Source organism: Niallia sp. 03133, assembly GCF_052663225.1.
This window is the reverse complement of the sequence record NZ_JBQTCY010000004.1, coordinates 131,539-157,843: the sequence shown is the minus strand read 5'-3', so window position 1 is coordinate 157,843 and position 26,305 is coordinate 131,539. Positions and strand designations below refer to the sequence as shown.

The following is a 26,305-nucleotide window of genomic DNA, read 5'->3' as shown; positions in this document are numbered from 1 at the left end:
TCTGTCTATAAGGGTGGTACCGCGGGATAAATCAAACCTTCTCGTCCCTTTTATGGGATGAGGAGGTTTTTTGTTGTGTTCTGATTAACAATTTACTTATCAGGACTATAATAGGAAAGAAGTCTTTCAACCTTATAGATAGCAGATTTAAGGGAAAGCTGCATGAATACAAAGAGAATATTTTTATTGGAGGAAAAAAATGGAATACAAAGATACATTGCTTATGCCAAAAACAGCATTTCCGATGAGAGGAAACCTTCCTAACCGTGAGCCGGATATTCAGGCTGAGTGGAAAGAGATAAATATTTATGAAAAAGTGCAAGAACGGACAAAGGACCGTCCGAAGTATATTCTGCATGATGGACCTCCCTATGCAAACGGCGATATTCATATTGGCCATGCACTAAATAAAATTTTAAAAGATTTTATTGTTCGTTATAAATCAATGACTGGTTTTAATGCACCGTATGTTCCAGGCTGGGATACCCATGGCTTGCCAATTGAACAAGCTCTTACAAACAAAGGGGTAAAACGAAAAGAAATGACCGTTGCAGAGTTCCGAAAACTTTGCGCAGAGTATGCACTTGGCCAAATCGACAGTCAAAGAGAACAGTTTAAACGCTTAGGTGTTCGCGGCGACTGGGAAAATCCTTATATAACATTAAAACCGGCTTATGAGGCGCAGCAGATTAAAGTGTTTGGTGAAATGGCGAAAAAAGGATATATCTACAAAGGTTTAAAACCGGTATATTGGTCTCCAACAAGTGAATCGGCATTAGCAGAAGCTGAAATTGAGTACAAAGATAAACAGTCACCTTCTATATATGTTGGCTTTAAAGTAAAAGAAGGAAATGGTGTTATTGGAGACGATGTTCAAATCGTTATCTGGACAACAACTCCATGGACCATCCCAGCAAATTTAGGAATTTCCGTTCATCCAGAATTGACGTATGTAGTAGTGGCAGAACAAGGTAATAAATATTTAGTTGCCAAAGACTTATTAGATACAGTAAAAACAGAAATAGAGTGGAAAGAAGCAGCGATTGTACAAGAAGTGAAGGGTTCTGAACTGGAGAATATAAAGGCAGTACATCCTTTATATGATCGCGAATCCCTTGTTATGTTAGGGGAGCATGTGACAACAGATGCAGGTACAGGCTGTGTCCACACTGCTCCAGGACATGGGGAAGACGATTTCCTTGTGGGGCAGAAATATGGCTTGGAAGTATTATGTCCAGTAGATGATAAAGGGGTCATGACATCAGAAGCTCCTGGATTTGAAGGGTTATTTTATGATAAAGCAAATAAACCAATTACAGAAAAATTAGAAGAAGTTGGTGCGCTGTTAAAATTAACCTTTATCACACATTCTTATCCACATGATTGGAGAACCAAAAAACCAGTTATTTTCCGTGCGACTGCGCAATGGTTTGCTTCCATAAAAGATTTCAGAAATGAACTTTTAAATGCAGTAAAAGAAACACAATGGGTTCCGGCATGGGGAGAAACAAGACTCTTTAACATGGTTCGCGACCGCGGCGACTGGTGTATTTCAAGACAGCGTGCTTGGGGCGTGCCAATTCCTGTATTTTATGCAGAAAATGGAGACAGCATAATTACAGATGAAACAATTGAGCATATCTCTAGCCTGTTTAGAGAGCATGGTTCAAATGTATGGTTTGAAAAAACAGCAAAAGAATTATTGCCAGAAGGGTTTACGCATCCAGGAAGTCCTAACGGTACATTTACAAAAGAAACAGATATTATGGATGTTTGGTTTGATTCAGGTTCTTCTCATCAATCTGTGTTGGAAGAAAGAGCAGAATTGCAACGACCTGCAGACCTTTATTTAGAAGGATCTGACCAATATCGCGGCTGGTTTAACTCTTCTTTATCGACAGCTGTTGCCGTAACTGGAAAAGCTCCATATAAAGGAGTTTTAAGCCATGGCTTCGTTCTGGATGGAGAAGGCAGAAAAATGAGTAAATCTCTTGGCAATGTTATGGTGCCGGCTAAAGTAATGAACCAGCTTGGAGCGGATATTCTTCGTTTATGGGTAGCCTCTGTTGATTTTCAATCGGATGTTCGTGTTTCTGATGCTATTTTGAAGCAGGTAACAGAGGGATATCGTAAAATTAGAAATACATTCCGCTTCCTTTTAGGGAATTTAGCCGATTTCGATCCGGAGAAAAATGGTGTAGCTTATGATGATCTTCGAGAAGTAGATCAATTTATGATGGTTAAACTCAACAATTTAATTAAAAATGTACAGGAATCATATGATAAGTTTGAATTCTCTACGATTTATCATGCGATTAATAATTTCTGCACACTGGATTTAAGTTCGTTCTATTTAGATTTTTCTAAAGATGTATTATATATTGAAGCAGCGGATAATCAAGAAAGAAGAGCGATTCAAACGGTATTATATGAGAGCTTATTAAGCTTGACAAAATTAGTAGCACCAATTCTTCCACATACAGCAGATGAGGTTTGGAGCCATATTTCTTCTGTATCAGAAGAAAGTGTACAGTTAACGGATTTCCCTGAATATAAAGATCTTCAAAACAGTGATGCTCTATTAGAAAAATGGAATAAATTCATGCAGCTGCGTGATGATGTATTAAAAGCTTTAGAAGAAGCGCGCAATCAAAAAGTAATTGGCAAATCATTAGCAGCGAAAATTACCCTTTATGTTAATGAAGAAACAAATGAACTGTTAAATTCAATCCAAGAGAATTTAAAACAATTGTTTATTGTTTCCGGTTTTGAAGTAGTTGGTGATTATGAAGTGGCACCTGAAGATGCATTGAAGCTAGAACATGCTGCCATTATCGTGTCAAAAGCAGACGGTGAAACATGTGAAAGATGCTGGACTGTTACTACAGATGTTGGAGCTGACGAAGACCATTCAACTTTATGTGCTAGATGTGCATCTGTTGTAAAAGAAAACTACAGCGAATTGGCATAAACAATAATATACAAGTTAAATTTGACTGCCTGAAGAGCCATGATGATTTTTGTCATGGCTCTTCATAGTGAAGACAAAACAATTTTCGTACTAACGTCGCAACTTCAAAAATTATAGTGAATTCCATGTTCTTTTGCTTCCTATTCTATAGAAAGAAAAAGAATTTTTATAAAAATACTTCCACCTCCGTTAATTGTTGTTATGACTGTTAAAAGTTTAGTTGGTTTTTCGTCTGTACTCTGGAAAAACTATTTTTAAGGATCATATTTACAATTTACAACAACCTAGAACGGAGGATGGCGTATGACAACTACTTTAGAAAAGCTTTATACAGAACTCCGTATGACACAAATAGAATTAGCAGCAACTTTAAGAGTGAGTAGAGAATCAAAAATTAACCAGTTTATAGAGGCAGAACTACACGATGTAGAAGAGTCGATGAAAAAATTAGAAAATGGCAGTTTTGGAACATGTGAAATTTCTGGTGAACTGATACCAGAAGATATTTTATCCATTATTCCTACCATTAAATCAAAAAAGGATTTGAAAGAATTGCAAACCTATTATCGAAAGTCCCTGCACTAGAACTACAATCAGGATAATATGGAAAAATGAGTGTTATATGAAAAAAATAAGTAAAAGAAAATTAATGCTAAAAAGGTATTCCTGTCATTATGTTGAAAGCATGGAAAGGATAACTATCGTTTTTATGCAGTTTATGCTAAAATGCTAAAGGAGACTCGAGAAATGGAGGTAACTTTAGTGTTTTATTACATAATTGCACTTTTCGTTATAATAATTGATCAATGGACAAAATGGTTGGTTGCTAAAAATATGGAACTTGGAGAAAGCATTGAAGTAATTAAAAATGTTTTTTATATTACTTCCCATCGAAATTCGGGAGCAGCTTGGGGAATTTTACAAGGGAAAATGTCATTTTTCTATATCATTACATTATTAGTCATAGCAGGAATTTGCTATTTTATTCAAACAGGCACTAAGGGGAAAAGATTATTCGGCGTTTCGCTAGGATTAATTTTAGGCGGTGCACTAGGCAATTTTATTGACCGCATCAGGCATCAGTATGTAGTTGACTTTATTAATACGTATATCTTTCGTTATGATTTTCCGATATTTAATATTGCTGATTCAAGTTTAGTAATCGGTGTAATATTATTGTTAATTGTCATGCTGAGGGAGGAAAGAGAAGCAAAAAAGGAGAAAAAAAATGGAAAAAAGGGAATACATCATTCAAGATGAGCAAGTAAATGAAAGAATAGATAAAATAGTATCGATGTTTGAAAAAGACTGGTCGCGCACTCAAGTTCAAGCATGGATAAAAGATGGACATGTTACCGTAAATGGCCATGTTGTGAAAACAAAATATAAAGGGGTATTAAATGATGTAGTCATAATCGATATACCAGAACCCACTGAATTGGATGTGGCCGCCGAAGAGATGGATCTGGACATTTATTATGAAGACAGTGATGTTATTGTTGTCAATAAACCTAAAGGAATGGTCGTTCATCCTGCCCCTGGTCATGTTTCCGGTACACTTGTCAATGGTTTAATGGCTCATTGCAAAGATTTATCCGGTATTAATGGAATAATGCGCCCTGGTATTGTCCATCGTATTGATAAAGATACTTCGGGTTTATTAATGGTGGCAAAAAACGATGCAGCACATGAAAGCTTAGTCAATCAACTAGTGGAAAAAACAGTGACACGAAAATACAAAGCATTAGTCCACGGGTCGATTCCACATGACTACGGCACAATAGATGCACCGTTGGGGCGTGATGCAAAAGATAGACAAAGCATGACAGTAGTCGATAAGGGGAAACATGCAGTAACCCATTTCCATGTAATAGAAAGATTGGAAGGGTTCACGTATATTGAATGTCAATTGGAAACAGGCAGAACTCATCAAATTCGTGTGCATATGAAATATATCGGCTATCCATTGGCAGGCGATCCAAAATATGGACCGCGCAAAACATTAGACATCGGCGGTCAAGCGCTGCATGCAGGAATATTAGGGTTTAATCATCCAAGAACAGGTGAATATAAAGAGTTTGAAGCACCATTGCCTTTATACTTCGACAATCTATTAAGTAATTTGCGCAATAATCGTTGACAGGCTGCTTTGTTTATACTATTATTGTGTTAGTTTAATAATAAGTCCTTTAAATCAATCCCGTGAGGTTGAGAAGGAAACGGATTAGCAAATTTTGGCAAAGTATTATGCTACTAGTCTGTCCTCTCATCCAAAACGGTTGAGAGGATTTTTTTTGTAGAAAGGTGTTTAGATACATGTCACAAAAAGCACTTGTACTAGATAATCAGGCAATTAGACGGGGTTTAACAAGAATAGCCCATGAAATTATTGAAAGAAACAAAGGGATAGAAAATTGTATCCTTGTAGGTATTCGTACAAGAGGGATTTATATTGCTAATCGATTAGCAGAAAAAATTTCTCAGATAGAAGGAAAAAAAATCACTGTAGGTGAATTGGATATTACATTATACCGAGATGATTTATCGAAAAAAACAAATAATCAGGAACCACTTGTAAAAGGTTCTGACATTCCGACAGAAATACAGGATTTAAAAGTTATATTGGTGGATGATGTATTGTATACAGGAAGAACTGTTCGTGCAGCGATGGATGCGTTGATGGATATTGGAAGACCTTCTTCTATTCAACTGGCCGTGCTGGTGGATAGAGGCCATAGAGAACTTCCAATCCGCGCAGATTATGTTGGCAAAAATATTCCAACGTCCAGTTCGGAAAAAATTGTGGTGGAATTGGCTGAAGTGGATGGCCATGATGAAGTAAATATATTCGAAAATTAAATAACCCTTTTAAGAGCAGTTCCGTGAGACTGAGAAGGGGTGATGATAGGAAGGACCTTATTCCCTCCTGCCTAAAACCTCTTAGATGTCCAACAAATAAGGGGTTTTTTATTGCAAAAAGAAACATACTAACATTATACAAAAATTGTATCTTTGTAACAAACGAGGGAAACTATTATGAATACGAACAAACCACTATTAGGAATTAACGATAAACCAACTTCTTCTCAATGGATTACATTAAGTTTACAGCACTTATTTGCAATGTTTGGAGCAACAGTATTAGTACCATATTTAATCGGACTAAGTCCTGCGGTCGCTTTAGTTTCAAGTGGACTAGGAACACTGGCTTTTCTTTTTATTACAAAATTTAAGGTTCCGGCATACTTAGGTTCGTCCTTTGCCTTTATTGCACCTGTTATAGCAGCAAAACAATTAGGCGGGCCAGGTGCTGCTATGATCGGAACATTTATTGCAGGCATCGTTTACGGTATTGTAGCGCTGCTAATCAAAAAAGCAGGTTATCGCTGGATAATGAATTTACTTCCGCCGGTTGTTGTAGGTCCAGTTATTATGGTTATCGGATTAGCATTGGCAAGTACAGCAGTAAATCAAGCAATGAATAATCCAGCAACAGGGAAGTACAATTTATTATTTTTCTCTGTAGCATTGGTAACGTTGCTTGCAACTATCTTATTTACGATATTCGGAAAAGGGGTGTTCAGCTTTATCCCTATTCTTGCAGGAATTATTGTAGGATATCTTTACGCACTGGCTGTTGGAGTGGTTGATTTTAAGCAGGTGCTAGATGCAGATATATTTGCAATGCCAGATTTTATCTTCCCGTTTGTAGACTATAAAGTGAATATAAACGCCGCTATACTGGCTCTTTTTGTACCGGTAGCGATCGTTACATTAACTGAACATATTGGACATCAGCTCGTGTTAAGTAAAGTAGTAGGCAAAGATTATATAAAAGATCCCGGGCTGCACCGAAGTATTTTAGGGGATGGAACAGCAACGCTTATTTCTTCTCTTATTGGCGGACCGTCAAAAACTACTTACGGTGAAAATATTGGAGTATTGGCCATTACGAAAGTCTATAGTGTTTATGTGCTTGCAGGGGCGGCAGTGCTAGCCATTGCTTTCGGTTTTATCGGAAAAATTACCGCTTTAATTAATTCGATCCCTGCACCAGTAATGGGCGGAGTATCTATCTTGCTATTTGGAATCATTGCGTCATCTGGTCTTAGAATATTAATAGAAGCTAAAACAGACTTTAGCAAAAATCGCAATTTAGTGATTGCTTCTGTTATTCTTGTTACAGGTATTGGAGGAGCATCCATCCATATCGGCGACCAGTTTAAATTAGAAGGCATGGCACTGGCAGCAATCATTGGAATTATTCTTAATATCCTTCTTCCAGGGAGGGAAAAAGCGAAAGAAGATTTATTTGGAGAATAAAAATGCAAAACTAAATAAGGATACACCTTTTAAAAAAGTACAGAGAGACTTATAAGGGTGTTGAAGGTTTAAGATCCTAGTCATAAGTGGTTTTAAAATAAGTTTAAAACAGCTTATACAGGTGTGGAAACACTTCAACTTTTGACACCCATTTCTGCAGCAGGGTGTCTTTTTTACAAGATTTACAACAAGAAGCCATTAAAGATTGATTGATAAAAGGAGGCAATATAATGGAAAACTTATTAACAACAGCAGAATTATCGGTTGAAGACATCAAAGCAATCCTGCATGATGCACAAAATTTTGCAAACGGGTCCCAATGGAAGCCGGATAAGCAAAGCTTTGTAGCCAATCTTTTTTTTGAACCGAGCACAAGAACAAAATGCAGCTTTGAAGTGGCTGAGAGAAAGCTGGGACTTGAAGTTGTCCCGTTCGAAACGAGTGCTTCCAGCGTTGTTAAAGGGGAAACATTATACGATACAGTACGCACCTTGGAATCAATTGGTGTAAATGCAGTAGTTGTGAGACATCAACAGGACAATTTTTTTCAGGAACTCGTGGGAAAAATAAATATTCCTGTCATTAATGCAGGAGATGGTTGCGGAAATCACCCAACCCAATCTTTATTGGATTTATTAACGATACAACAAGAGTTTAAAAGCTTTGAAGGGTTGAAAATCAGTATTATCGGCGACATAAGACACAGCCGAGTTGCAAGATCAAATGCAGATGCTTTAACAAGACTCGGAGCAAAAGTTGTATTCTCCGGACCGGAAGAATGGTTTGATGAAAAGATGCTGACTGGTGCTAATTATGAAGAACTTGATTCAGCTATTGAAACTTCTGATGTTGTTATGCTTTTAAGAATTCAGCATGAACGCCACAGCGAAAACGCAGTAGAGATGACGAAACATGATTATCATCTGAAATATGGATTAACCGTGGAAAGAGAAAAAAGAATGAAACCAGGAAGCATTATTATGCATCCTGCACCAGTAAATCGTAATGTGGAAATAGCAGATGAAATAGTAGAATGCGACCGATCAAGAATTTTTAAACAAATGCAAAATGGTGTGTTTGTTCGCATGGCAGTATTAAAAAGATCACTACAAAAAGTTGAAGGAGGAAATTTGCATGTCAATAATAATAAAAAATGGCCAATTGCTTACTAATACAGGTGAAATTGTAATAAAGGATATTTTAATTGAGGATGGAGAAATCAAAGAAATAGGCTCTAATATTTCTAATAAAGCAGAAGAAATAATCGACGCAGAGGGAAAATTGGTTGCACCAGGATTTATCGATGTACATGTTCATTTAAGGGAACCAGGGGGCGAAAAGAAAGAAACAATTGCAACTGGAACAATGGCTGCTGCAAAGGGTGGATTTACGACAATTGCAAGCATGCCAAATACGAGACCTGTTCCGGATACAGTGGAACATCTACATAGTCTCAATGAGCGCATTAAAGAAACTGCCCATGTGCATGTTCTTCCGTACGCTTCCATTACGATTAGGCAACTTGGAGAAGAATTGACAGATTTTGCTGCCTTAAAAGAGTTAGGCGCATTTGCTTTTACAGATGATGGGGTTGGCGTTCAAGAAGCTGGACAAATGCTTAAAGCAATGAAACGTGCTGCAAGCTTAGACATGGCAATTGTTGCACATTGTGAAGATAACAGCTTAATCAATAAAGGGTGTGTACATGAAGGGGAATACTCAAAAGCAAACGGATTAAATGGAATTCCATCCGTTTGTGAATCCGTACAGATTGCAAGAGATGTTCTTTTGGCTGAAGCAGCAGGCTGCCATTATCATGTTTGCCATATAAGTACAAAAGAATCTGTCCGTGTTGTAAGGGATGCGAAAAAAGCTGGCATCCGTGTTACTGCAGAAGTTTCTCCACACCATTTATTATTATGTGAACATGATATAGAAGGAAAAGATACGAACTTTAAAATGAATCCTCCATTAAGAGGAAAAGACGATCGTGATGCTTTAATCGAAGGGCTGCTTGATGGAACGATTGATTTCATTGCAACAGATCATGCACCACATACAGCAGAAGAAAAAGCCCAAGGAATAGAAAGTGCTCCTTTTGGAATTGTTGGTTTAGAAACAGCTTTTCCATTATTGTATACACATTTTGTGAAGACAGGAAAAATGAGTCTATTACAATTAATCGACTTTTTAACAAAAAAACCGGCTGATACATTTAATCTTGCAGCAGGCAGGCTGGAAGTTGGAAAACAAGCAGATATTGTCATCCTTGATTTAGAAGAAACAGAAAAAATTAATCCGGAAACATTTTTATCAAAAGGAAAAAATACACCATTTACAGGATGGGAATGCCAAGGGTGGCCAACCGCTACACTAGTTGACGGTAAGATTGCATGGAGAAAGGAAAGTGTGAACGCATGAAAAAACAATTAATTCTTGAAGATGGAACTGTGTTTATTGGCGAAGGCTTTGGCGCAGATACAAACACATTTGGAGAAGTAGTATTTAATACAGGAATGACAGGCTATCAAGAAATATTATCTGATCCGTCTTATTGTGGACAGATTGTAACGTTAACTTATCCTTTAGTAGGGAATTACGGAATCAATCGCGATGATTTTGAGTCGATAACACCTGCCATTCAAGGATTTATTGTAAAAGAGGTGTGCGATTTTCCATCCAATTGGAGAAACGAGCTTTCACTTGATGAATACTTTAAACAAAAAAATATTCCAGGCCTTGCAGGAATTGATACAAGAAAATTAACGAGAATCATCCGACAGCATGGAGCATTAAAGGGTGCGATCTGCAGTGTGGAAGAAGATGTTAATACTGTTGTAGAAAAACTACAAAGCACCACATTAAGAAACGATCAAGTCCAACAGGTTTCTACAAAAAAAGCTTACCCAAGTCCAGGTCGTGGACATCGTGTGGTGCTGGTTGATTATGGAATGAAACACGGCATACTTCGAGAATTAAACCAACGGGATTGTGATGTCATTGTAGTACCATACAACACTACATCAGAAGAAATATTACGCTTAAGTCCAGATGGAATTATGTTGTCAAATGGACCTGGAGATCCTAAAGATGTGCCAGAATCAATTGAAATGATACAAGGTGTTTTAGGTAAGGTTCCATTATTTGGAATTTGCTTAGGGCATCAATTGTTTGCCCTTGCAAGTGGAGCAAACACAGAAAAAATGAAATTTGGACATAGAGGTTCGAACCATCCTGTCAAAGATTTACTAACAGGAAAAGTTTCCTTAACAGCTCAAAACCATGGCTATACAGTAGAAGAGGAATCTATTAAGCAGACAGATTTAGAAGTAACTCATATTGCATTAAATGATGGAACAATTGAAGGATTACAGCATAAACAATATCCAGCATTTACTGTTCAATACCACCCAGAAGCATCACCAGGACCAGAAGATGCAAACTATTTATTCGATCGATTTATTTCGTTGATTTTATCACATAAACAGGAAGGTGCCGCATATGTCAAAGCGTAAAGATATCAAAAGTATACTAGTAATTGGATCAGGACCAATCATTATTGGACAAGCAGCAGAATTTGACTATGCAGGAACACAAGCTTGTATGGCATTAAAAGAAGAAGGATATCGCGTAATCCTTGTCAATTCCAACCCAGCAACCATAATGACAGATACAGAGATTGCTGATGCCGTTTATATAGAACCAATAACACTTGAGTTTGTCAGCAGAATTATCCGTAAAGAAAGACCAGATGCGATCCTGCCAACACTAGGAGGACAAACAGGGCTAAACATGGCAGTTGAGCTATCGGAAGCAGGCGTGTTGGAAGAATGCGAGGTAGAGGTGCTTGGAACAAAGCTGTCTGCGATTCAACAAGCAGAAGACCGTGATCTTTTCCGCACCTTAATGAACGAACTAAACGAACCAGTGCCTGAAAGTGAAATTATTCATAATATGGACGAAGCAAAAGCGTTTGTAGAAGAAATAGGCTATCCAGTAATTGTCCGCCCAGCCTTCACTTTAGGGGGAACAGGTGGAGGAATCTGCCATAATGAAGCGGAATTAGTGGAAATTGTAACTAGCGGTTTAAAAAACAGTCCTGTTACACAATGTCTATTAGAAAAAAGCATCGCTGGCTTTAAAGAAATTGAATATGAAGTAATGCGTGACAGCAATGATAATGCCATTGTTGTGTGTAATATGGAAAACATTGATCCGGTCGGCATTCATACAGGCGACAGCATCGTTGTAGCACCAAGCCAAACATTAAGTGACCGTGAATACCAATTATTGCGCAATACGTCTCTAAAAATTATCCGTGCACTGAAAATTGAAGGCGGATGTAACGTACAGCTTGCGTTGGATCCTGATAGCTATCAATACTATATTATCGAAGTAAACCCGCGTGTTAGCCGCTCATCTGCACTTGCAAGTAAAGCTACAGGCTATCCGATCGCAAAGCTAGCTGCAAAAATTGCTGTAGGATTGACATTGGATGAAATGATGAATCCAGTTACAGGAAAAACATATGCAAGCTTTGAGCCGGCACTGGATTATATAGTAAGTAAAATTCCACGCTTTCCTTTTGATAAATTTGAGTCTGCCAAACGTAACCTGGGCACCCAAATGAAAGCAACTGGGGAAGTTATGGCAATTGGAAGAACGTTTGAAGAATCCTTATTAAAGGCAATACGTTCCCTTGAAGCAAAAGTCTATCATTTTGCTTTAACATCTGGTGACGAGATCAGTGATGAACTATTGGAAAAAAGAATCCGCAATGCTGGAGATGAACGATTGTTCTATATTGCAGAGGCATTAACAAGAGGGGTATCCATTGAAACTATACATGAATGGAGCAAAATTGACTTATTCTTCTTAAAGAAAATGGAAGGCATTATTTTGCTCGAAAAGGAATTGGCTGATAAACCGTTTGATTTAGTGCAAGCAAAAAAAGCAAAAGAAAAAGGATTTGCTGATATACAGTTGGCAAAACTTTGGAATTCAACAGAGCTTGAGGTTTATAACTGGAGAGCAGAGAACAAACTTGTTCCTGTGTATAAAACAGTAGATACATGTGCAGCAGAATTCGAATCTGAAACGCCTTATTTCTATGGAACATACGAAGAGGAAAATGAATCCATTGTGACAGATCGAAAAAGCATTGTAGTACTCGGTTCAGGACCTATCCGAATTGGCCAAGGAATTGAATTTGATTATGCAACCGTTCATTCAGTATGGGCTATAAAAGAATCTGGCTATGAAGCAATTATCATCAACAACAATCCAGAAACTGTTTCAACAGACTTCAGTATTTCAGATAAATTATATTTTGAACCATTAACAATTGAAGATGTTATGCACATTATTGATTTAGAAAAGCCTGAAGGGGTTGTTGTGCAATTTGGCGGACAAACTGCCATCAACTTGGCAGAACAGTTAGTGAAGCGCGGAGTGAAGATTTTAGGAACAACATTGGAAGATTTAGACCGTGCAGAAGATCGTGATAAGTTTGAGCAGTCTCTTCATGATTTAGGAATTCCGCAGCCTGAAGGAAAAACTGCTTTAACAGTTCAAGAAGCTGTTGAAGTAGCAAAAAATATTGGCTATCCAGTTCTTGTACGTCCTTCATATGTATTGGGCGGAAGAGCGATGCAAATCGTTTATAAAGAAGCGGAATTAATTCCTTATATGGAAAATGCGGTAAAAGCCAGCCCAGGACAGCCGATCTTGATTGACCGTTATTTAACAGGGAAAGAAATAGAAGTGGATGCTATTTGCGACGGAAAAGACGTTGTCATTCCAGGAATTATGGAGCATATTGAACGTGCTGGTGTTCACTCTGGTGACTCGATTGCAGTATATCCACCACAAAGCTTGTCGAATGAAATAAAACAAACGCTAATTGATTATACAACAAGGCTTGCAAAAGGATTAAACATTGTCGGCTTGCTTAATATCCAATATGTTATTTCAAAAGGCGAAGTATTTGTGCTTGAAGTAAATCCACGTTCAAGTAGAACTGTTCCTTTCTTAAGCAAAATAACGAATGTGCCTATGGCTAAAATTGCCACAAAAGTTATTTTGGGAGAAACGCTTAAAGGTCTTGGATATACTTCTGGGCTGGTTCCCGAAAAAGATGGTGTCTTTGTAAAAGTACCGGTATTCTCTTTTGCCAAATTACGTAGAGTTGACATTACACTTGGACCTGAAATGAAGTCAACAGGCGAAGTAATGGGGAAAGATATTACATTAGAAAAAGCTTTATATAAAGGCCTTATTGCATCAGGCATGAAAATTAAAACAATTGGAACTGTCTTAATGACAATTGGAGATAAAGATAAAGAAGAAGCATTGCTTCTGGCGAAAAGATTTACAAATATCGGATATAGTTTAATGGCGACAAGTGGAACAGCATCATTTTTAGAGAAAAATAATATTCCGGTAAAAGTAGTAGACAAAATTGGCGGAGAAGGTACAACGCTAATCGATGTAATCCGCAATGGTCAGACACAATTTGTCATCAACACCTTCTCAAAAGGCAGCCAGCCGGCACGGGACGGTTTCAGAATTCGAAGAGAATCTGTTGAAAATGGCATTCCATGTTTAACTTCATTGGATACTGCAGAAGCGATTTTACGAGTGGTAGAAAGCATGACTTTCTCTGCAGAAGCGATGAATGATGGACAAAAAAATGTGGAGGCAGTACTGTCATGATTAAAAACGAATTATGTACGGTTGTAAATCATACGGAAATAGCCGAAAATATAATGGAGCTCACCCTTAGAGGTGAGCTTGTTCATGAAATAGATGAGCCGGGAAAATTTGTGCATATAAAAGTTGGAGATACGTTTGAGCCATTGCTAAGAAGACCGATCAGTATTTCCAAAATTGATCAAGCAAATCTCACTTTTACGATGATTTATCGAAAAGAAGGCAGGGGAACACAGCTTTTAGGTGAAAAAAAAGCTGGAGAATTAGTAGATGTTTTAGGACCGCTTGGAAACGGATTTAAAGTGGAGGAAGCCGCAGCTGGTGAAACAGCCCTGTTAGTTGGGGGTGGAATAGGAGTACCTCCATTGTATGAATTGGCACATCGTTTAACAGCAAAAGGTGTAAAAGTGATTACAGTGCTTGGATTTCAAACGTCTTCCGTTGTTTTTTATGAAAAGGAATTTAAAGCATTGGGAGACACTTATGTAGCAACAGTGGACGGAACACATGGAACAAAAGGATTTGTAACAGATGTCATCGCACAACAAGAGCTGCAATTTGATGTGTTATTTTCCTGCGGACCGACGCCGATGCTTCGCAATCTTGAAACATCCTTTCCTGATAAAAGAGTATTTATCTCGTTGGAAGAACGAATGGGCTGTGGTATCGGTGCCTGCTTTGCATGTGTTTGTCATAAAGCAGATGATCCAACAGGATTTACTTATAAAAAAGTTTGTACAGATGGGCCTGTATTTAAGGCAGGGGAGGTAGTAATATGAATCGATTACAAGTTGAACTTCCTGGTTTAAGTTTAAAAAATCCAATTATTCCTGCATCCGGCTGTTTTGGATTTGGACGAGAATTCAGCAATCTTTATGATTTAAGCGAACTCGGGGCCATTATGATTAAAGCGACAACAGCAGAACCTAGATTTGGCAACCCGACTCCACGAGTGGCTGAAACAACTTCTGGCATGCTGAATGCCATTGGCCTGCAAAATCCTGGATTAAAAAAAGTAATAGGAGAAGAGCTGCCATGGCTGGCTAATTATGATGTACCTATTATCGCAAACGTTGCAGGTTCATTAGAAGAGGACTATGTGGAAGTGGCAAAAGAAATATCAAAAGCACCAAATGTAAAAGCTTTAGAATTGAATATATCTTGTCCGAATGTAAAAACAGGAGGAATTATGTTTGGAACCATTCCAGAAGTAGCTGAAAATCTGACCAGGAAAGTAAAGGAAGTTTCCGAAAAGCCTGTATATGTTAAGCTTTCTCCTAATGTCACCAATATTGTGGATATGGCAAAGGCAGTGGAAGCAGGCGGTGCAGACGGAATCACGATGATTAATACTTTGCTTGGAATGCGATTGGATTTAAAAACGGGCAAGCCGATTTTAGCCAATAAGACAGGTGGTTTATCAGGTCCTTCTATCAAACCAGTTGCTATTCGAATGGTATATGAAGTAAGCCAGGCGGTTGATTTGCCGATAATTGGCATGGGAGGCGTGGCATCGGCAGAAGATGTGCTGGAATTTTTCTATGCAGGAGCAAGTGCTGTAGCAGTTGGAACTTCCAACTTTGTTGATCCGTTTATATGTCCTAAAATTATCGCTGAATTGCCGGCATTATTAGATAAATATGGGATCAAACATATTTCAGAATGTACAGGAAGGAGCTGGGGCAAACATGAACAACTCGCTTATCATCGCCCTTGATTTTGCAGATAAAGAGGAGGTTTTTTCTTTTCTGCAAAAATTTAATGGGGAGCAATTATTTGTAAAAGTGGGAATGGAGTTATTTTACAAAGAAGGCCCGAGCATCATCCAACGATTAAAAGAGCAAAATCATCAAATTTTCCTAGACTTAAAGCTGCACGACATTCCAAATACAGTAAAAAGCGCAATGAAGAATATGGCGGGACTTGGGGTAGATCTTGTCAATGTGCATGCTGCAGGTGGAATCAATATGATGGTAGGGGCATTAGAAGGATTGGAAGCAGGAACAGCTTCTGGCCAAATCCGACCTCGCTGCATTGCGGTGACCCAATTAACCAGTACATCAGAAGCGCAAATGCAAAACGAACAGTTAATCAAAGTGCCGCTGATGGATTCTGTCTTGCATTATGCAAGCATTACAAAACAGGCAGGCCTTGATGGAGTAGTATGTTCCACATTGGAAGCGGCAAGCATTCGTAAGCAATTAGGAAGTTCTTTCTTAACCGTAACGCCTGGAATACGATTAGAAACAGATAATGTACAAGACCAAGTACGTGTAGCTACACCACAGACAGCAAGAAACAACGGGGTTTCTGCTATAGTGGTCGGCAGATCCATAACAAGAAGCGCTAATCCATATGAAAGTTATGTCCGTTTTAAAAATGAATGGGAGGGTGTTGCAAAATGAAACAAACAATAGCAGAGCAACTATTAAAAATTCAAGCTGTTTTTTTACAGCCAAATAATCCTTTTACATGGGCTTCAGGAATAAAGTCACCTATATATTGTGATAATCGTTTAACTCTTTCTTATCCAGAAGTTCGCAAAGAAATTGCAAATGGACTTGCAAGCTTAATTAAAGAGAAATTTCCGGAAACAGAGGTCGTAGCTGGAACTGCTACAGCAGGAATACCTCATGCAGCATGGGCAAGTGATGTGCTTGAACTTCCAATGTGTTATGTTCGTTCAAAAGCAAAAGAACACGGCAAAGGAAATCAAATTGAAGGTAAAGTAGAAAAAGGACAAAAAGTAGTAGTAGTAGAAGATTTGATTTCCACTGGCGGAAGTGTCATAACAGCAGTAAACAGCCTTCGTGATGCAGGATGTGAAGTATTAGGCGTAGTCTCTATTTTTACATACGAGCTTCCAAAAGGAAAAGAGCTATTGGCTGATGCAGATGTAAAGGTATATTCGTTAACAGATTATTCTTCCCTATTAGAAGTGGCGCAAAAATGCGGTTATATTAAAGAGGAAGATTTAGCAAGCTTACAGGCTTGGAAAGAGAACCCAGCTGAATGGGCAGGTAAGTAAAATAGTTTTCATTGGAAAGTAGAAAAAATGATGGGTGCATCACTTGCTTTTTAGAAAAAGTATAGGGTGCACCTTTTTGTAAAAAAAGAAGTTTACTAAATGTTCAGCCCTGAAGTTGAGGTTGATATTCCAAGTATGTTGGATCGCATTCTATCCTATTTACGCTGTGTATAATTGGATTGTCGGAAAACCTGCAGCTTGAAAAGTTTAAAAGTGGGTCACTTGTTTATAGTGGAAATCATCTCGTGGAATTGGTTGCTTTATTATCGCAGAAGACCATTCTTTCTATTTGCAGCAAAGAAGACAGAACGTGGATAAATGCTTCATGCATAGTAGAATTTTGTAAATGCTTCTCATAGTAGTAGTGTAGATGCCTTGCTATATCTTCCTTTGCTTCAAAATCAAAATGGTAAAAATCGATAATAGGGAAATATAGTGCATCTCCTATCGGAATTAATGTGCCAAATACGATTTCTCCTTGTTTAGGAGGGATTGCGAGAGGTTCATATACTATGACATCAAGCGTTTTTTCTTCCAAAATATCTGTAACGATAAGGACACGATCATTATATTTATATCCAACATGATAAAATTTAGGTATTGCCTTATCCCATTCCCTTAGCCATGATAAAATCATTGGTTTTTTGTGCAGCAAATGTGTATTTTTAAAAATAAAGTTTTCAATAAAGTGATCGCTTTGCTGGGTATGACACTGATATAGAAGCTGCCACCAAAATAAATTATCCAGCAAATCATTTTGTTTTTCCTTCATCACATGATGATCCTCCACAAATTCATTCAATAATGGCAGAGCCTCTTCTAAATAGTGGCTCCAAGCATAAGTTTTTACATAGTCCGCCACTTCATTTACCATCACACTTCGTAAATTTTCAGAGATAGGATAATCATTTCGAAATTTCTTTGTGTTCGTTTCTGATTGAGTAAATGTGACAATATTATTTCTTATTTTCATCATAACCAATCCTTTCATTTATGTTTCTAAGCTTATTCGACAGAATTTTCCGATTTCCTTTGTTTTTTTCATGAATGAATATAATGTTAACAAAATGTTCAATCTTTCATACTGGATTGTTTTGTATCCTTTAATAAAAGGCTTTGTTAAATTTCATTGTTGATTATTGAATGGTCAGGGAATTTACTATTTAGAAAGGAAATAGGATATGTTTTATAAATCTCGTATTGAATCTACTGAATTAAGAATTTTATCTTTTTTAAATAGGCGAATGAATTTGTCTATCGAAGATAAACAACACTACTCCAATTTAAAAAAAGGATAAGCAGGGGAGGAGGAGTTTGATTCTTTTACAAAAAAATTAACCTGTAAATGCATCATATTAAACGACGTGCTTTTAAAGATCAATAAAAAGACGGTTCAATTTGACTCTCTCCTTATCACGCAAGAAGCCATTTATTTATTCGAAGTAAAAAATTTTGAAGGGGATTTTTATTATGAATCTGATAGATTATATACATTATCGAAGTTGGAAGTAATGAATCCACTACATCAATTGAGTAGTGGTGAATCATTGCTGCGTCAACTGTTGAACAGCCTAGGATATCGTATTCCTATTGAGGCATTTGTTGTATTTATCAACTCCGAATTTACCCTCTATCGATCTCCTCTCAAGAAGCCTTTTATATTTTCAACTCAATTCCATCGCTTTATGCAAAAACTTGATGCAATTCTTTCTAAACTAAATAAAAGACATAAAATGCTGGCAGACAAGCTGCTATCTCTTCATCTCGATGAATCTCCCTATAACCAATTGCCACCTTTCCATTATGATCAGCTTAAAAAGGAGCTTACTGTACTGCATGTGGATCATTTTCCATTGTAGAAGAAGGAAGAAAGTGCATCTGTCAAAAGTGCTTGCATGAAGAAGCAGTAGAAAGTGCCATTATAAGATGTGGAGAGGAGTTTAAGCTGCTTTTTCCCGAAGGAAAGATTACAACCACAGTTATTTATGAATGGTGTAAAGTTATTTATAGTAAAAGGAAAATAAGAAGAGTATTAGAAAAATATTTTAAAAAAGTGGGAACAAATTGGGGGTCTTATTATGAATAAAAAAAGAATCAGGACCAAAAAGACAGGAAAGAGAGAAGTTTTTGTCCGATAAAAAGGGAATCAGGACAAAAACAAAGTATAAAATAGCGATTCTTTCTGAGAGTATATTGTATAGGACACCGTTCAAACAAGCAAGTTAATTGTAAATGATATCCCAAACTTATTATCATAAAGTGAACCTTTCCATCAGTGGGGGTCTTACTGCCCGTTAAGAGTGGGATAAAAAAAATTAAGCTGCCAACGAATTGGCAGCTCAATTTTGTTACCTTAATGAATAAACCAAATCCCCCCACCTCTTCCAAAAATAGATAAGGTGAGGGACATGTGATATATCAGCAATCTACTTGTAAAAGGTAGTTAGGAAAGGCGGACCCTCTCCTCCCATTTCAATGTTTTTCTTTCTTTAAAGCAATAACTGTTTCTTCATTTGGTGTTACATAAATTGTTTGCTGATTATCATAAATGACTAAGCCTGGCTTTGCTCCGCTTGGTTTTTTTACATGCCGGACCAATGTATAGTCGACTGGCACGGAGCTGGAAAGTTTCGCTTTGCTATAATAGGCAGCTAGATTTGCCGCCTGCATAATCGTTTCTTCTGAAGGCTCTTTGCTGCGAATGACAACATGCGATCCAGGAATGTCTTTTGTATGCAGCCAGATTTCATCACGTGCAGCAAGCTTATTCGTTAAATAATCATTTTGTTTATTGTTTTTGCCAACTAATATTTCTGTGTGATCATCTGCATAATATTGATCTAAAACAGGTTTGGTGTTTTGCTGTTTTTTTGTTTGTTTTTTCTGTCTTTCTCTTAAATAGCCTTCTTCCACTAACTCTTCGCGAATTTCCTGAATATCTTTATGCGAAGCAGAGAGAATCTGCTGAAGCAATGTTTCAAAATAAAGTAATTCTGCTTCTGCAAGATGAATCTGCTCTTTAATAATTTCAATCGAATTTTTTGCTTTTTGATATTTTGTAAAATATTTTTGAGCATTTTCAGATGGCGACAGCCTTGGATCAAGCGAGATGGTAATCATTGCTCCTTCAGGGTGATAGTAGTTGACTACATCTGCTTTCGACATCCCTTTTTTAACAGCATAGAGGTTTGCTGTTAAAAGCTCTCCTAATAATTGATACTGATCTGCGTTTTCAGCGTCAGCAAGTGATTTTTGCAGCTTTGTAATTTTTTTCTTATTTTTATCCCGTTCATTGACAATAAATCGTTCTAAATCATTGCTTTGCTGTTTGACACGGTCACGCTCCGCTTTGCCAAAATAAAAACGATCCAGCATGTGGCTTAAGGAAAAAAAAGATTTTGTTTCACCATTCACATAAAGCAACGGCTGAAAATAAAAGTATTCTTTCTCTGATGTAATCATAATAGAAGGTTCATACGATTCTTTTTTTATCGTTTCCATTTGTTTGATAAATGCTTTTGGCAAGGTTGCCCTGTTGGCTATTTCAGCGCGAAATAAGATTTCTTTAGCAAGAAGAGGTGAGATTCCAGAGAACTGTTGAACAATTTGTTTATCCAGTTTACCACTGTTAAAATCTATGACTTTTAGAAAATCTTCTTCTCCTGCAGTTAATGGATCAAGCTTATTTTGAGCTGGAGGTGCTTTATATTCGTAGCCGGGAAGAATGGCCCGGTGGCTGTTAACCGCATAAGATACATGCTTGATACTGTCTAGAATGGTATTTTTCTCTTGATCAACTAAGATGATATTGCTGTGCCGTCCCATTATTTCAATCATGAGCTTTTTATAAGAAATATCACCAATTTCATTTCTTCCTCTTATTTCCAATACGATAATACGATCATTTCCTATTTGATATATATTTTCCAAAAAATAACCTTCCAAATGTTTACGCAATAACATGCAAAACATTGGAGGCTCTTTAGGATTCTCATATGTTTCCTCAGTTAATTGAATTCGTGCATAGCTGGGATGAACGGATAACAGCAGCTTTTGATTTCGTCCATTTGCCCGTACAACAAGTACAATTTCATTGGAAAATGGCTGCTGCACTTTATTAATTCTTCCACCTTTTAAATTTTGCAATAGTTCAGTGGTCATTGCTTTTGTAAATAAACCATCAAATGACATGATAAACATCCTTTTCTTTTTTGTGCCAATAGAAGACAAAGGTTCTATTAGTATCAGGCTGTCGACAAATGCTAGTTGCTTTCCCTGCTAGAATGCTTATTACTTAAGCCTAATAGTAATAAGCATCTCCCATGGCTTTACGCTTCAAAAGAAAAATCCTTTTCGATCATTCTGCAATTTGTTCGTAACACTACACTTGTCTACACTCTAATTTCTATTATAATGCATCTTTTCTATTGTCTAAAACATAATGCTTAAACTTATCTCATCACAGTCAGCTTTCATTTGTAAAAAAATCAGCCGCTACCATTTTTCTATTTGTCCATATTGGCTAGATGCTCGTGACATAAGACCATTATGATTGGGTGTAGAGGTTTGAAAAGCAGCCTCGTTGTTCAGTTTTCTTATGCATCTCGAAGCCGAACAAGCCGCTTCCGCTTTTCTAATAATAATAGCATTTTTTCCTCTTTGGTTGAATATGATTTCTTTAGAGTGGTGTTGGGACAACTTTGCAGGTTGGTTTATGCTTGGCTATTGTTCAGAACAACTACGTTTTTTCTTCGCCTTTGTTAAAGCAGAAGATGCCTTTCTGTTACACCTGACTTTGTCTAATCGGGAGAAGCAGTGAGTTTGTGCTTTTATTTGGCGCGTTGAATTGAAAAAGGGGGAAGTGAGATGGCCGGATGAACTATCATGAAATGAATGAAAAAGAAGTGGAACGAACATTAAATACTGATTTTTCGGCTGGGCTGACAGAGGATGATGTAAATAAGCGGAGAAAGCAGTTTGGAAAAAATGAATTGGCTGAAGGAGAAAAACAATCTGCCCTGCTTTTATTTTTCAGCCAATTTAAAGATTTTATGGTTCTTGTCCTGTTAGCAGCAACATTGATTTCAGGACTTTTAGGGGAATATATTGATGCTATTGCAATTATCGCAATCATCATTTTGAATAGCTTTCTTGGCTTTTTCCAAGAAAGAAGGGCCGAAAAGTCCTTATCTGCATTGAAAGAGCTTTCGCAGCCGCAAGTGCAAGTATTAAGAGGAGGGGAATGGATAAAAATACTTTCGAAGGAATTAGTTCCTGGAGATATTATCAAATTTTCCAGCGGAGATAGGATTGGAGCAGATGTTCGAATTATTGAATCTAGAAGCCTGGAGGTAGAAGAATCTGCTTTAACTGGGGAATCTGTGCCCGTACCAAAATCTATATTACCAATTAAAAATATAAATTTAACACTTGGGGATATGGAAAATATGGGGTTTATGGGAACGATGGTATCTAGAGGAAGTGGAACAGGTGTTGTCATTGCAACCGGGATGAAAACAGCAATGGGACAAATTGCCGATCTATTGCAAAATGCAGAATCCCAGACAACTCCTTTGCAGCGAAGATTAGAACAGCTTGGGAAAATTTTAATTGTGACTGCTTTGTGTTTAACTGTACTTGTTGTGGCTATAGGGGTGCTGCAAGGCAATGATTTGTATGAAATGGTGCTCGCAGGTGTATCGTTAGCGGTTGCAGCCATTCCAGAAGGTCTGCCTGCCATTGTAACAATCGCTTTATCCCTTGGCGTCCAAAAGATGATTCGAAAAAACGCCATTGTCCGCAAGCTCCCAGCTGTTGAAACATTAGGCTGTGCCAGTGTGATCTGCTCTGACAAAACGGGTACACTGACACAAAATAAAATGACTGTTACAAAGGTTTGGAGCAGCGGCAAAACATGGACTGTTGACGGCGCAGGATATGAACCCCAAGGAAAATACTATCAAGATAATATAATCATTAATCCTAGAAAAGAAAAAGTGCTTCAGCAGCTGCTTACATTTGGCATGCTCTGCAACCATGCGGAAATATTGCAAAAACAGGGAGAATTTGTGTTAAATGGAGATCCGACTGAAGGTGCAATGCTTGTAGCAGGAATGAAAGCAGGGTACACAAGAAGTCAATTATTAAATCAATTCACCATAATCAACGAGTTTCCCTTCGATTCTACACGAAAAATGATGAGCGTGGTCATTAAGGATTCATCCGGCAGACAGTTTATAGTGACAAAAGGAGCACCAGATGTTTTAGCAGGTAAAAGTGTATCCATTTTAATGGGAAATAAAACACTGCCGTTTTCAAGTGATTTTAAAAAAATGGTCCAGGATGCAATCAATGGATTAGCTTCTCAAGCCCTTCGCACTATTGCGATCGGATATAAAGAAATATCTCCAAATACGATTATTCTGCATGAAACAGAAGCAGAAAAAGAACTGACTTTTATAGGACTGCAAGGGATTATTGACCCTCCAAGAGCTGAAGTGAAAAAAGCGGTAAAAGAGTGTAAAGACGCCGGCATTAAAACGGTAATGATTACAGGAGACCATGTAATTACTGCAAAAGCAATTGCAATGCAGCTGGGCATAGCGAATAAACGGTCAAAAGTGTTAGAAGGGAAAGAACTTTCTATGATGAATTTATCCCACTTAGAAGAAGTAGTGGATGATGTTTCCGTTTTCGCAAGAGTATCTCCGGAGCATAAATTAAAAATCGTGCAAGCGTTCCAAAATAAAGGACATGTTGTGGCGATGACGGGTGATGGAGTAAATGACGCTCCTGCCATTAAAACGGCAGATATAGGCATAGCAATGGGGATCACTGGTACGGATGTTGCAAAGGAAGCTTCTTCCTTAGTTTTAATGGATGATAATTTTGCGTCCATTAAAGCTGCCATTATTGAAGGCAGAAATATTTATGAAAATATACGCAAATTCATCCGCTATTTATTAGCATCGAATGTTGGGGAAATTTTAGTTATGCTGTTTGCTATGATCTTGGCACTGCCCCTGCCCCTTGTTCCAATCCAGATACTTTGGGTCAATTTAGTAACGGATGGTTTGCCTGCAATGGCGTTGGGGCTCGACAGACCAGAAGATAATGTGATGAAAAGAGACCCAAGAAGTCTTAGTGAAGGAGTATTTTCAAGAGGGTTAGGCTGGAAGGTTGTATCACGTGGTTTTTTGATTGGTATATCAACAATACTAGCATTTATTTTTGCCTATAATAACAACCCAGACAATTTGGAATATGCCCAAACCATTGCATTTGTAACATTAGTAATGGCACAATTGATTCATGTATTTGATTGTCGCAGCGAAAAATCCATTCTTTCCCGCAATCCTTTTGGAAATATATATTTAGTGTTTGCTGTTATTTCGTCTTTGCTGCTCGTATTAGTGGTGCTTTATGTTCCATTTTTACAACACATTTTTCATACTCAGGCTATCCTTGCAAAGGATTGGCCGATGGTAATCGGCTTGGCATCCGTACCAACTTTTTTACTTGCAGGTTCATTTTTGTTAAGTAAATCAAAATAAAATATGTTATAATCCAAAAGGTATAGAGGCACTCTATACCTTTTGTTTTATTTTTGTCTAGGAAATTATAAACGAAATAGAGTGGTGGATAACTTAGCAGTTTGGTCCGCGTCCAGCTCCGACGTACAGAATGTACTAGTGCCGATGTTGCAACAGGCTCGCAGGATGCGGGTCAATCGACGTTGCAACAGGACGTTGCGTATTTAGTCGATTTTCCTCTTTTGCGTACTTAATCGGCCAGCACCTATCGCCTATCAAACTTCAGGTCATCTCCCTACGATAAGTCAACATCTACGCTTGCGCTCATTGTGTTTCCTTTATCTCAGTCGAAGCCCCTCTAGTTTGTACGGCGATGATCAAGGCGATTGCGCTTGTTCTTAATAATGGAAATAAATTTCTAAACGTAGAATAATGTCTAGCTCCGGCCTTGCAACAGGCACGAAAGTAGGGGGTCAATCGTCTTCAAGGATGACCAAGGCGATTGCGCTTTTCATATTAAAAATGGATGTGTGAAGAATGGTTAAAAGCATGACTGGTTTTGGCATAAGTCGAAAACAATTAGAAGATATAAGTGTAACAGTGGAAATCAAAACGGTAAATCACCGCTTTTGTGAACAGGTTATTCGAATGCCTAAACAGTTTATAATAATGGAAGAAAAAATAAAAAAGACCATTTCAAAATGGATACATAGAGGTAGAATTGAAGTGTTTATTACCCTTGAAGGGGAACGGCTTAAAAATCAAAAAATAGTTGTCGACTATTTGCTTCTTGACCGCTATCATCAGTTATTAACGGAAATAAAAAACCGATATTTGCTGCAAGACTCCATTTCCCTTGATGATTTATTAAAAAAGGAAGACTGCTTTCAGGTCGTTGATGAGGAATTGGACATAGAAGAAATAGAGAAGATTGTCCTTGCTGTTGCAGAAGAGGCTGTCATCGAATTAAATAAGATGAGGACAGCAGAAGGCGGCGCTCTCCAAAAGGATATCCTGCATCTTGCAGGACTGTCTGAACAGTCCGTTTCCCGTCTTCAGCAGTTTGCTCCACAAGTCATCACGTTATATCGGGAAAAAATAAAAGCAAAATTAGAAGACTATTTACAAGATAAGATAGAAGAGTCTAGACTATTAGCAGAAGTAGGAATATTTGCCGATAAAGCAGACATAAATGAAGAGTTAATCCGTTTAACAAGCCATATTCAGCAGTTTTACAATATTCTTCAAGGAAGTGGGCCAGTCGGTAGAAAACTAGATTTTCTTCTTCAAGAAATGAACAGAGAAGTAAATACTATTGGCTCCAAAGCAAATTCTGCAGACATTAGCAAAGAAGTGGTAGAATTAAAAAGCTTTTTGGAAAAAATAAAAGAACAAATACAGAACATTGAATAAAGTCGAGTTTAGAATATTATATGCTCGTCAAAAATAAAAAAGTAGGATTGGAGAAAAAACATGTCCATCAAGTTAATAAATATTGGTTTCGGTAATATTGTTTCTGCAAACCGAATTATATCGATTGTAAGTCCTGAATCTGCTCCAATTAAACGTATTATCCAGGATGCACGGGATCGAGGCTCTCTTATTGATGCAACATACGGAAGAAGAACAAGAGCTGTAATCGTCATGGACAGCGACCATGTCATTCTTTCGGCTGTTCAGCCAGAAACGGTTGCACATCGATTAAATGATCGCGATGAAATTATGGATGAAGGGTAGGAG

The 26,305-nt window shown here is 37.6% G+C and carries 21 protein-coding genes and 1 other annotated feature (1 of these 22 cut by a window edge); of the genes, 19 read left to right on the top strand and 2 right to left on the bottom strand.

Annotated elements, in window-relative coordinates:
• Positions 1-52: a binding site (T-box leader), on the top strand (it extends 182 nt beyond the left edge of the window).
• A gap of 147 nt (positions 53-199) precedes the next feature.
• The 14 genes from ileS to pyrE all read left to right on the top strand — a co-directional run bounded on the left by ileS (position 200) and on the right by pyrE (position 17,033).
• Entirely contained in the window at positions 200-2,971 is a 2,772-nt protein-coding gene (ileS, locus tag ACTYBU_RS07170; RefSeq protein WP_445488381.1) for an isoleucine--tRNA ligase, read from the top strand.
• 303 nt (positions 2,972-3,274) lie between these two features.
• Complete coding sequence (locus tag ACTYBU_RS07165; protein ID WP_445488379.1) at positions 3,275-3,556, top strand: hypothetical protein; 282 nt, start codon at positions 3,275-3,277, stop codon at positions 3,554-3,556.
• A 162-nt stretch (positions 3,557-3,718) separates the two neighbouring features.
• Positions 3,719-4,231 carry a signal peptidase II gene (gene lspA / locus ACTYBU_RS07160; RefSeq protein WP_445488377.1) on the top strand — a complete coding sequence of 171 codons (513 nt, stop codon included), beginning with the start codon at positions 3,719-3,721 and terminating at the stop codon, positions 4,229-4,231.
• Positions 4,200-5,111 (top strand): RluA family pseudouridine synthase, encoded by a 912-nt coding sequence (locus tag ACTYBU_RS07155; protein ID WP_445488376.1) that lies wholly within the window; start codon positions 4,200-4,202, stop codon positions 5,109-5,111. Before lspA ends, ACTYBU_RS07155 begins: the two co-directional genes overlap by 32 nt.
• Positions 5,112-5,287: 176 nt before the next feature.
• A complete protein-coding gene (gene pyrR / locus ACTYBU_RS07150) occupies positions 5,288-5,830 on the top strand; it encodes a bifunctional pyr operon transcriptional regulator/uracil phosphoribosyltransferase PyrR (protein WP_445488375.1) in 543 nt (180 codons plus the stop codon).
• Positions 5,831-6,007: 177 nt separating this feature from the next.
• A complete protein-coding gene (locus ACTYBU_RS07145) occupies positions 6,008-7,294 on the top strand; it encodes a solute carrier family 23 protein (RefSeq protein ID WP_445488373.1) in 1,287 nt (428 codons plus the stop codon).
• A 230-nt stretch (positions 7,295-7,524) separates the two neighbouring features.
• The gene (locus ACTYBU_RS07140) at positions 7,525-8,466 is read left to right on the top strand and encodes an aspartate carbamoyltransferase catalytic subunit (RefSeq protein WP_445488371.1); all 942 of its coding nucleotides are present in this window, start codon (positions 7,525-7,527) and stop codon (positions 8,464-8,466) included.
• Positions 8,429-9,715: a dihydroorotase gene (locus ACTYBU_RS07135; protein WP_445488370.1), complete on the top strand. Its 1,287-nt coding sequence runs from the start codon at positions 8,429-8,431 to the stop codon at positions 9,713-9,715. The genes ACTYBU_RS07140 and ACTYBU_RS07135 overlap by 38 nt, the downstream gene beginning before the upstream one ends.
• Positions 9,712-10,809, top strand: a complete 1,098-nt coding sequence (locus ACTYBU_RS07130; RefSeq protein ID WP_445488369.1) for a carbamoyl phosphate synthase small subunit — start codon at positions 9,712-9,714, stop codon at positions 10,807-10,809. The genes ACTYBU_RS07135 and ACTYBU_RS07130 overlap by 4 nt, the downstream gene beginning before the upstream one ends.
• The gene (gene carB, locus ACTYBU_RS07125; protein WP_445488367.1) at positions 10,796-14,008 is read left to right on the top strand and encodes a carbamoyl-phosphate synthase large subunit; all 3,213 of its coding nucleotides are present in this window, start codon (positions 10,796-10,798) and stop codon (positions 14,006-14,008) included. The genes ACTYBU_RS07130 and carB overlap by 14 nt, the downstream gene beginning before the upstream one ends.
• On the top strand, positions 14,008-14,784 hold the full coding sequence (locus ACTYBU_RS07120) for a dihydroorotate dehydrogenase electron transfer subunit (protein WP_445488779.1): 777 nt from the start codon (positions 14,008-14,010) through the stop codon (positions 14,782-14,784). The genes carB and ACTYBU_RS07120 overlap by 1 nt, the downstream gene beginning before the upstream one ends.
• Complete coding sequence (locus ACTYBU_RS07115) at positions 14,781-15,722, top strand: dihydroorotate dehydrogenase (RefSeq protein ID WP_445488365.1); 942 nt, start codon at positions 14,781-14,783, stop codon at positions 15,720-15,722. Before ACTYBU_RS07120 ends, ACTYBU_RS07115 begins: the two co-directional genes overlap by 4 nt.
• Positions 15,694-16,410 carry an orotidine-5'-phosphate decarboxylase gene (gene pyrF / locus ACTYBU_RS07110; RefSeq protein WP_445488363.1) on the top strand — a complete coding sequence of 239 codons (717 nt, stop codon included), beginning with the start codon at positions 15,694-15,696 and terminating at the stop codon, positions 16,408-16,410. Before ACTYBU_RS07115 ends, pyrF begins: the two co-directional genes overlap by 29 nt.
• Positions 16,407-17,033 carry an orotate phosphoribosyltransferase gene (gene pyrE, locus ACTYBU_RS07105; protein ID WP_445488361.1) on the top strand — a complete coding sequence of 209 codons (627 nt, stop codon included), beginning with the start codon at positions 16,407-16,409 and terminating at the stop codon, positions 17,031-17,033. The genes pyrF and pyrE overlap by 4 nt, the downstream gene beginning before the upstream one ends.
• Before the next feature lie 238 nt (positions 17,034-17,271).
• On the opposite strand, the gene ACTYBU_RS07100 is transcribed toward pyrE, so the two are convergent.
• Positions 17,272-18,024, bottom strand: a complete 753-nt coding sequence (locus tag ACTYBU_RS07100; protein WP_445488359.1) for a hypothetical protein — start codon at positions 18,022-18,024, stop codon at positions 17,272-17,274.
• Between the two features lie 358 nt (positions 18,025-18,382).
• Here ACTYBU_RS07100 and ACTYBU_RS07095 point away from each other — a divergent pair, with 358 nt between their 5' ends.
• Together ACTYBU_RS07095 and ACTYBU_RS07090 are read left to right on the top strand one after the other, a co-directional pair.
• A complete protein-coding gene (locus tag ACTYBU_RS07095; protein ID WP_445488777.1) occupies positions 18,383-18,892 on the top strand; it encodes a nuclease-related domain-containing protein in 510 nt (169 codons plus the stop codon).
• A 32-nt stretch (positions 18,893-18,924) separates the two neighbouring features.
• A complete protein-coding gene (locus ACTYBU_RS07090; RefSeq protein WP_445488357.1) occupies positions 18,925-19,119 on the top strand; it encodes a hypothetical protein in 195 nt (64 codons plus the stop codon).
• A 386-nt stretch (positions 19,120-19,505) separates the two neighbouring features.
• Here ACTYBU_RS07090 and ACTYBU_RS07085 read toward each other — a convergent pair whose 3' ends face one another.
• The gene (locus ACTYBU_RS07085; RefSeq protein ID WP_445488355.1) at positions 19,506-21,224 is read right to left on the bottom strand and encodes an Rqc2 family fibronectin-binding protein; all 1,719 of its coding nucleotides are present in this window, start codon (positions 21,222-21,224) and stop codon (positions 19,506-19,508) included.
• 683 nt (positions 21,225-21,907) lie between these two features.
• Between ACTYBU_RS07085 and ACTYBU_RS07080 the strand changes: the two genes are divergently transcribed.
• The 3 genes from ACTYBU_RS07080 to remA all read left to right on the top strand — a co-directional run bounded on the left by ACTYBU_RS07080 (position 21,908) and on the right by remA (position 26,302).
• A complete protein-coding gene (locus ACTYBU_RS07080; RefSeq protein WP_445488354.1) occupies positions 21,908-24,586 on the top strand; it encodes a calcium-translocating P-type ATPase, SERCA-type in 2,679 nt (892 codons plus the stop codon).
• A 516-nt stretch (positions 24,587-25,102) separates the two neighbouring features.
• Positions 25,103-25,978: a YicC/YloC family endoribonuclease gene (locus ACTYBU_RS07075; protein ID WP_445488352.1), complete on the top strand. Its 876-nt coding sequence runs from the start codon at positions 25,103-25,105 to the stop codon at positions 25,976-25,978.
• A gap of 60 nt (positions 25,979-26,038) precedes the next feature.
• A complete protein-coding gene (gene remA / locus ACTYBU_RS07070; RefSeq protein WP_443481463.1) occupies positions 26,039-26,302 on the top strand; it encodes an extracellular matrix/biofilm regulator RemA in 264 nt (87 codons plus the stop codon).
• The last annotated feature ends 3 nt before the right edge of the window (positions 26,303-26,305 follow it).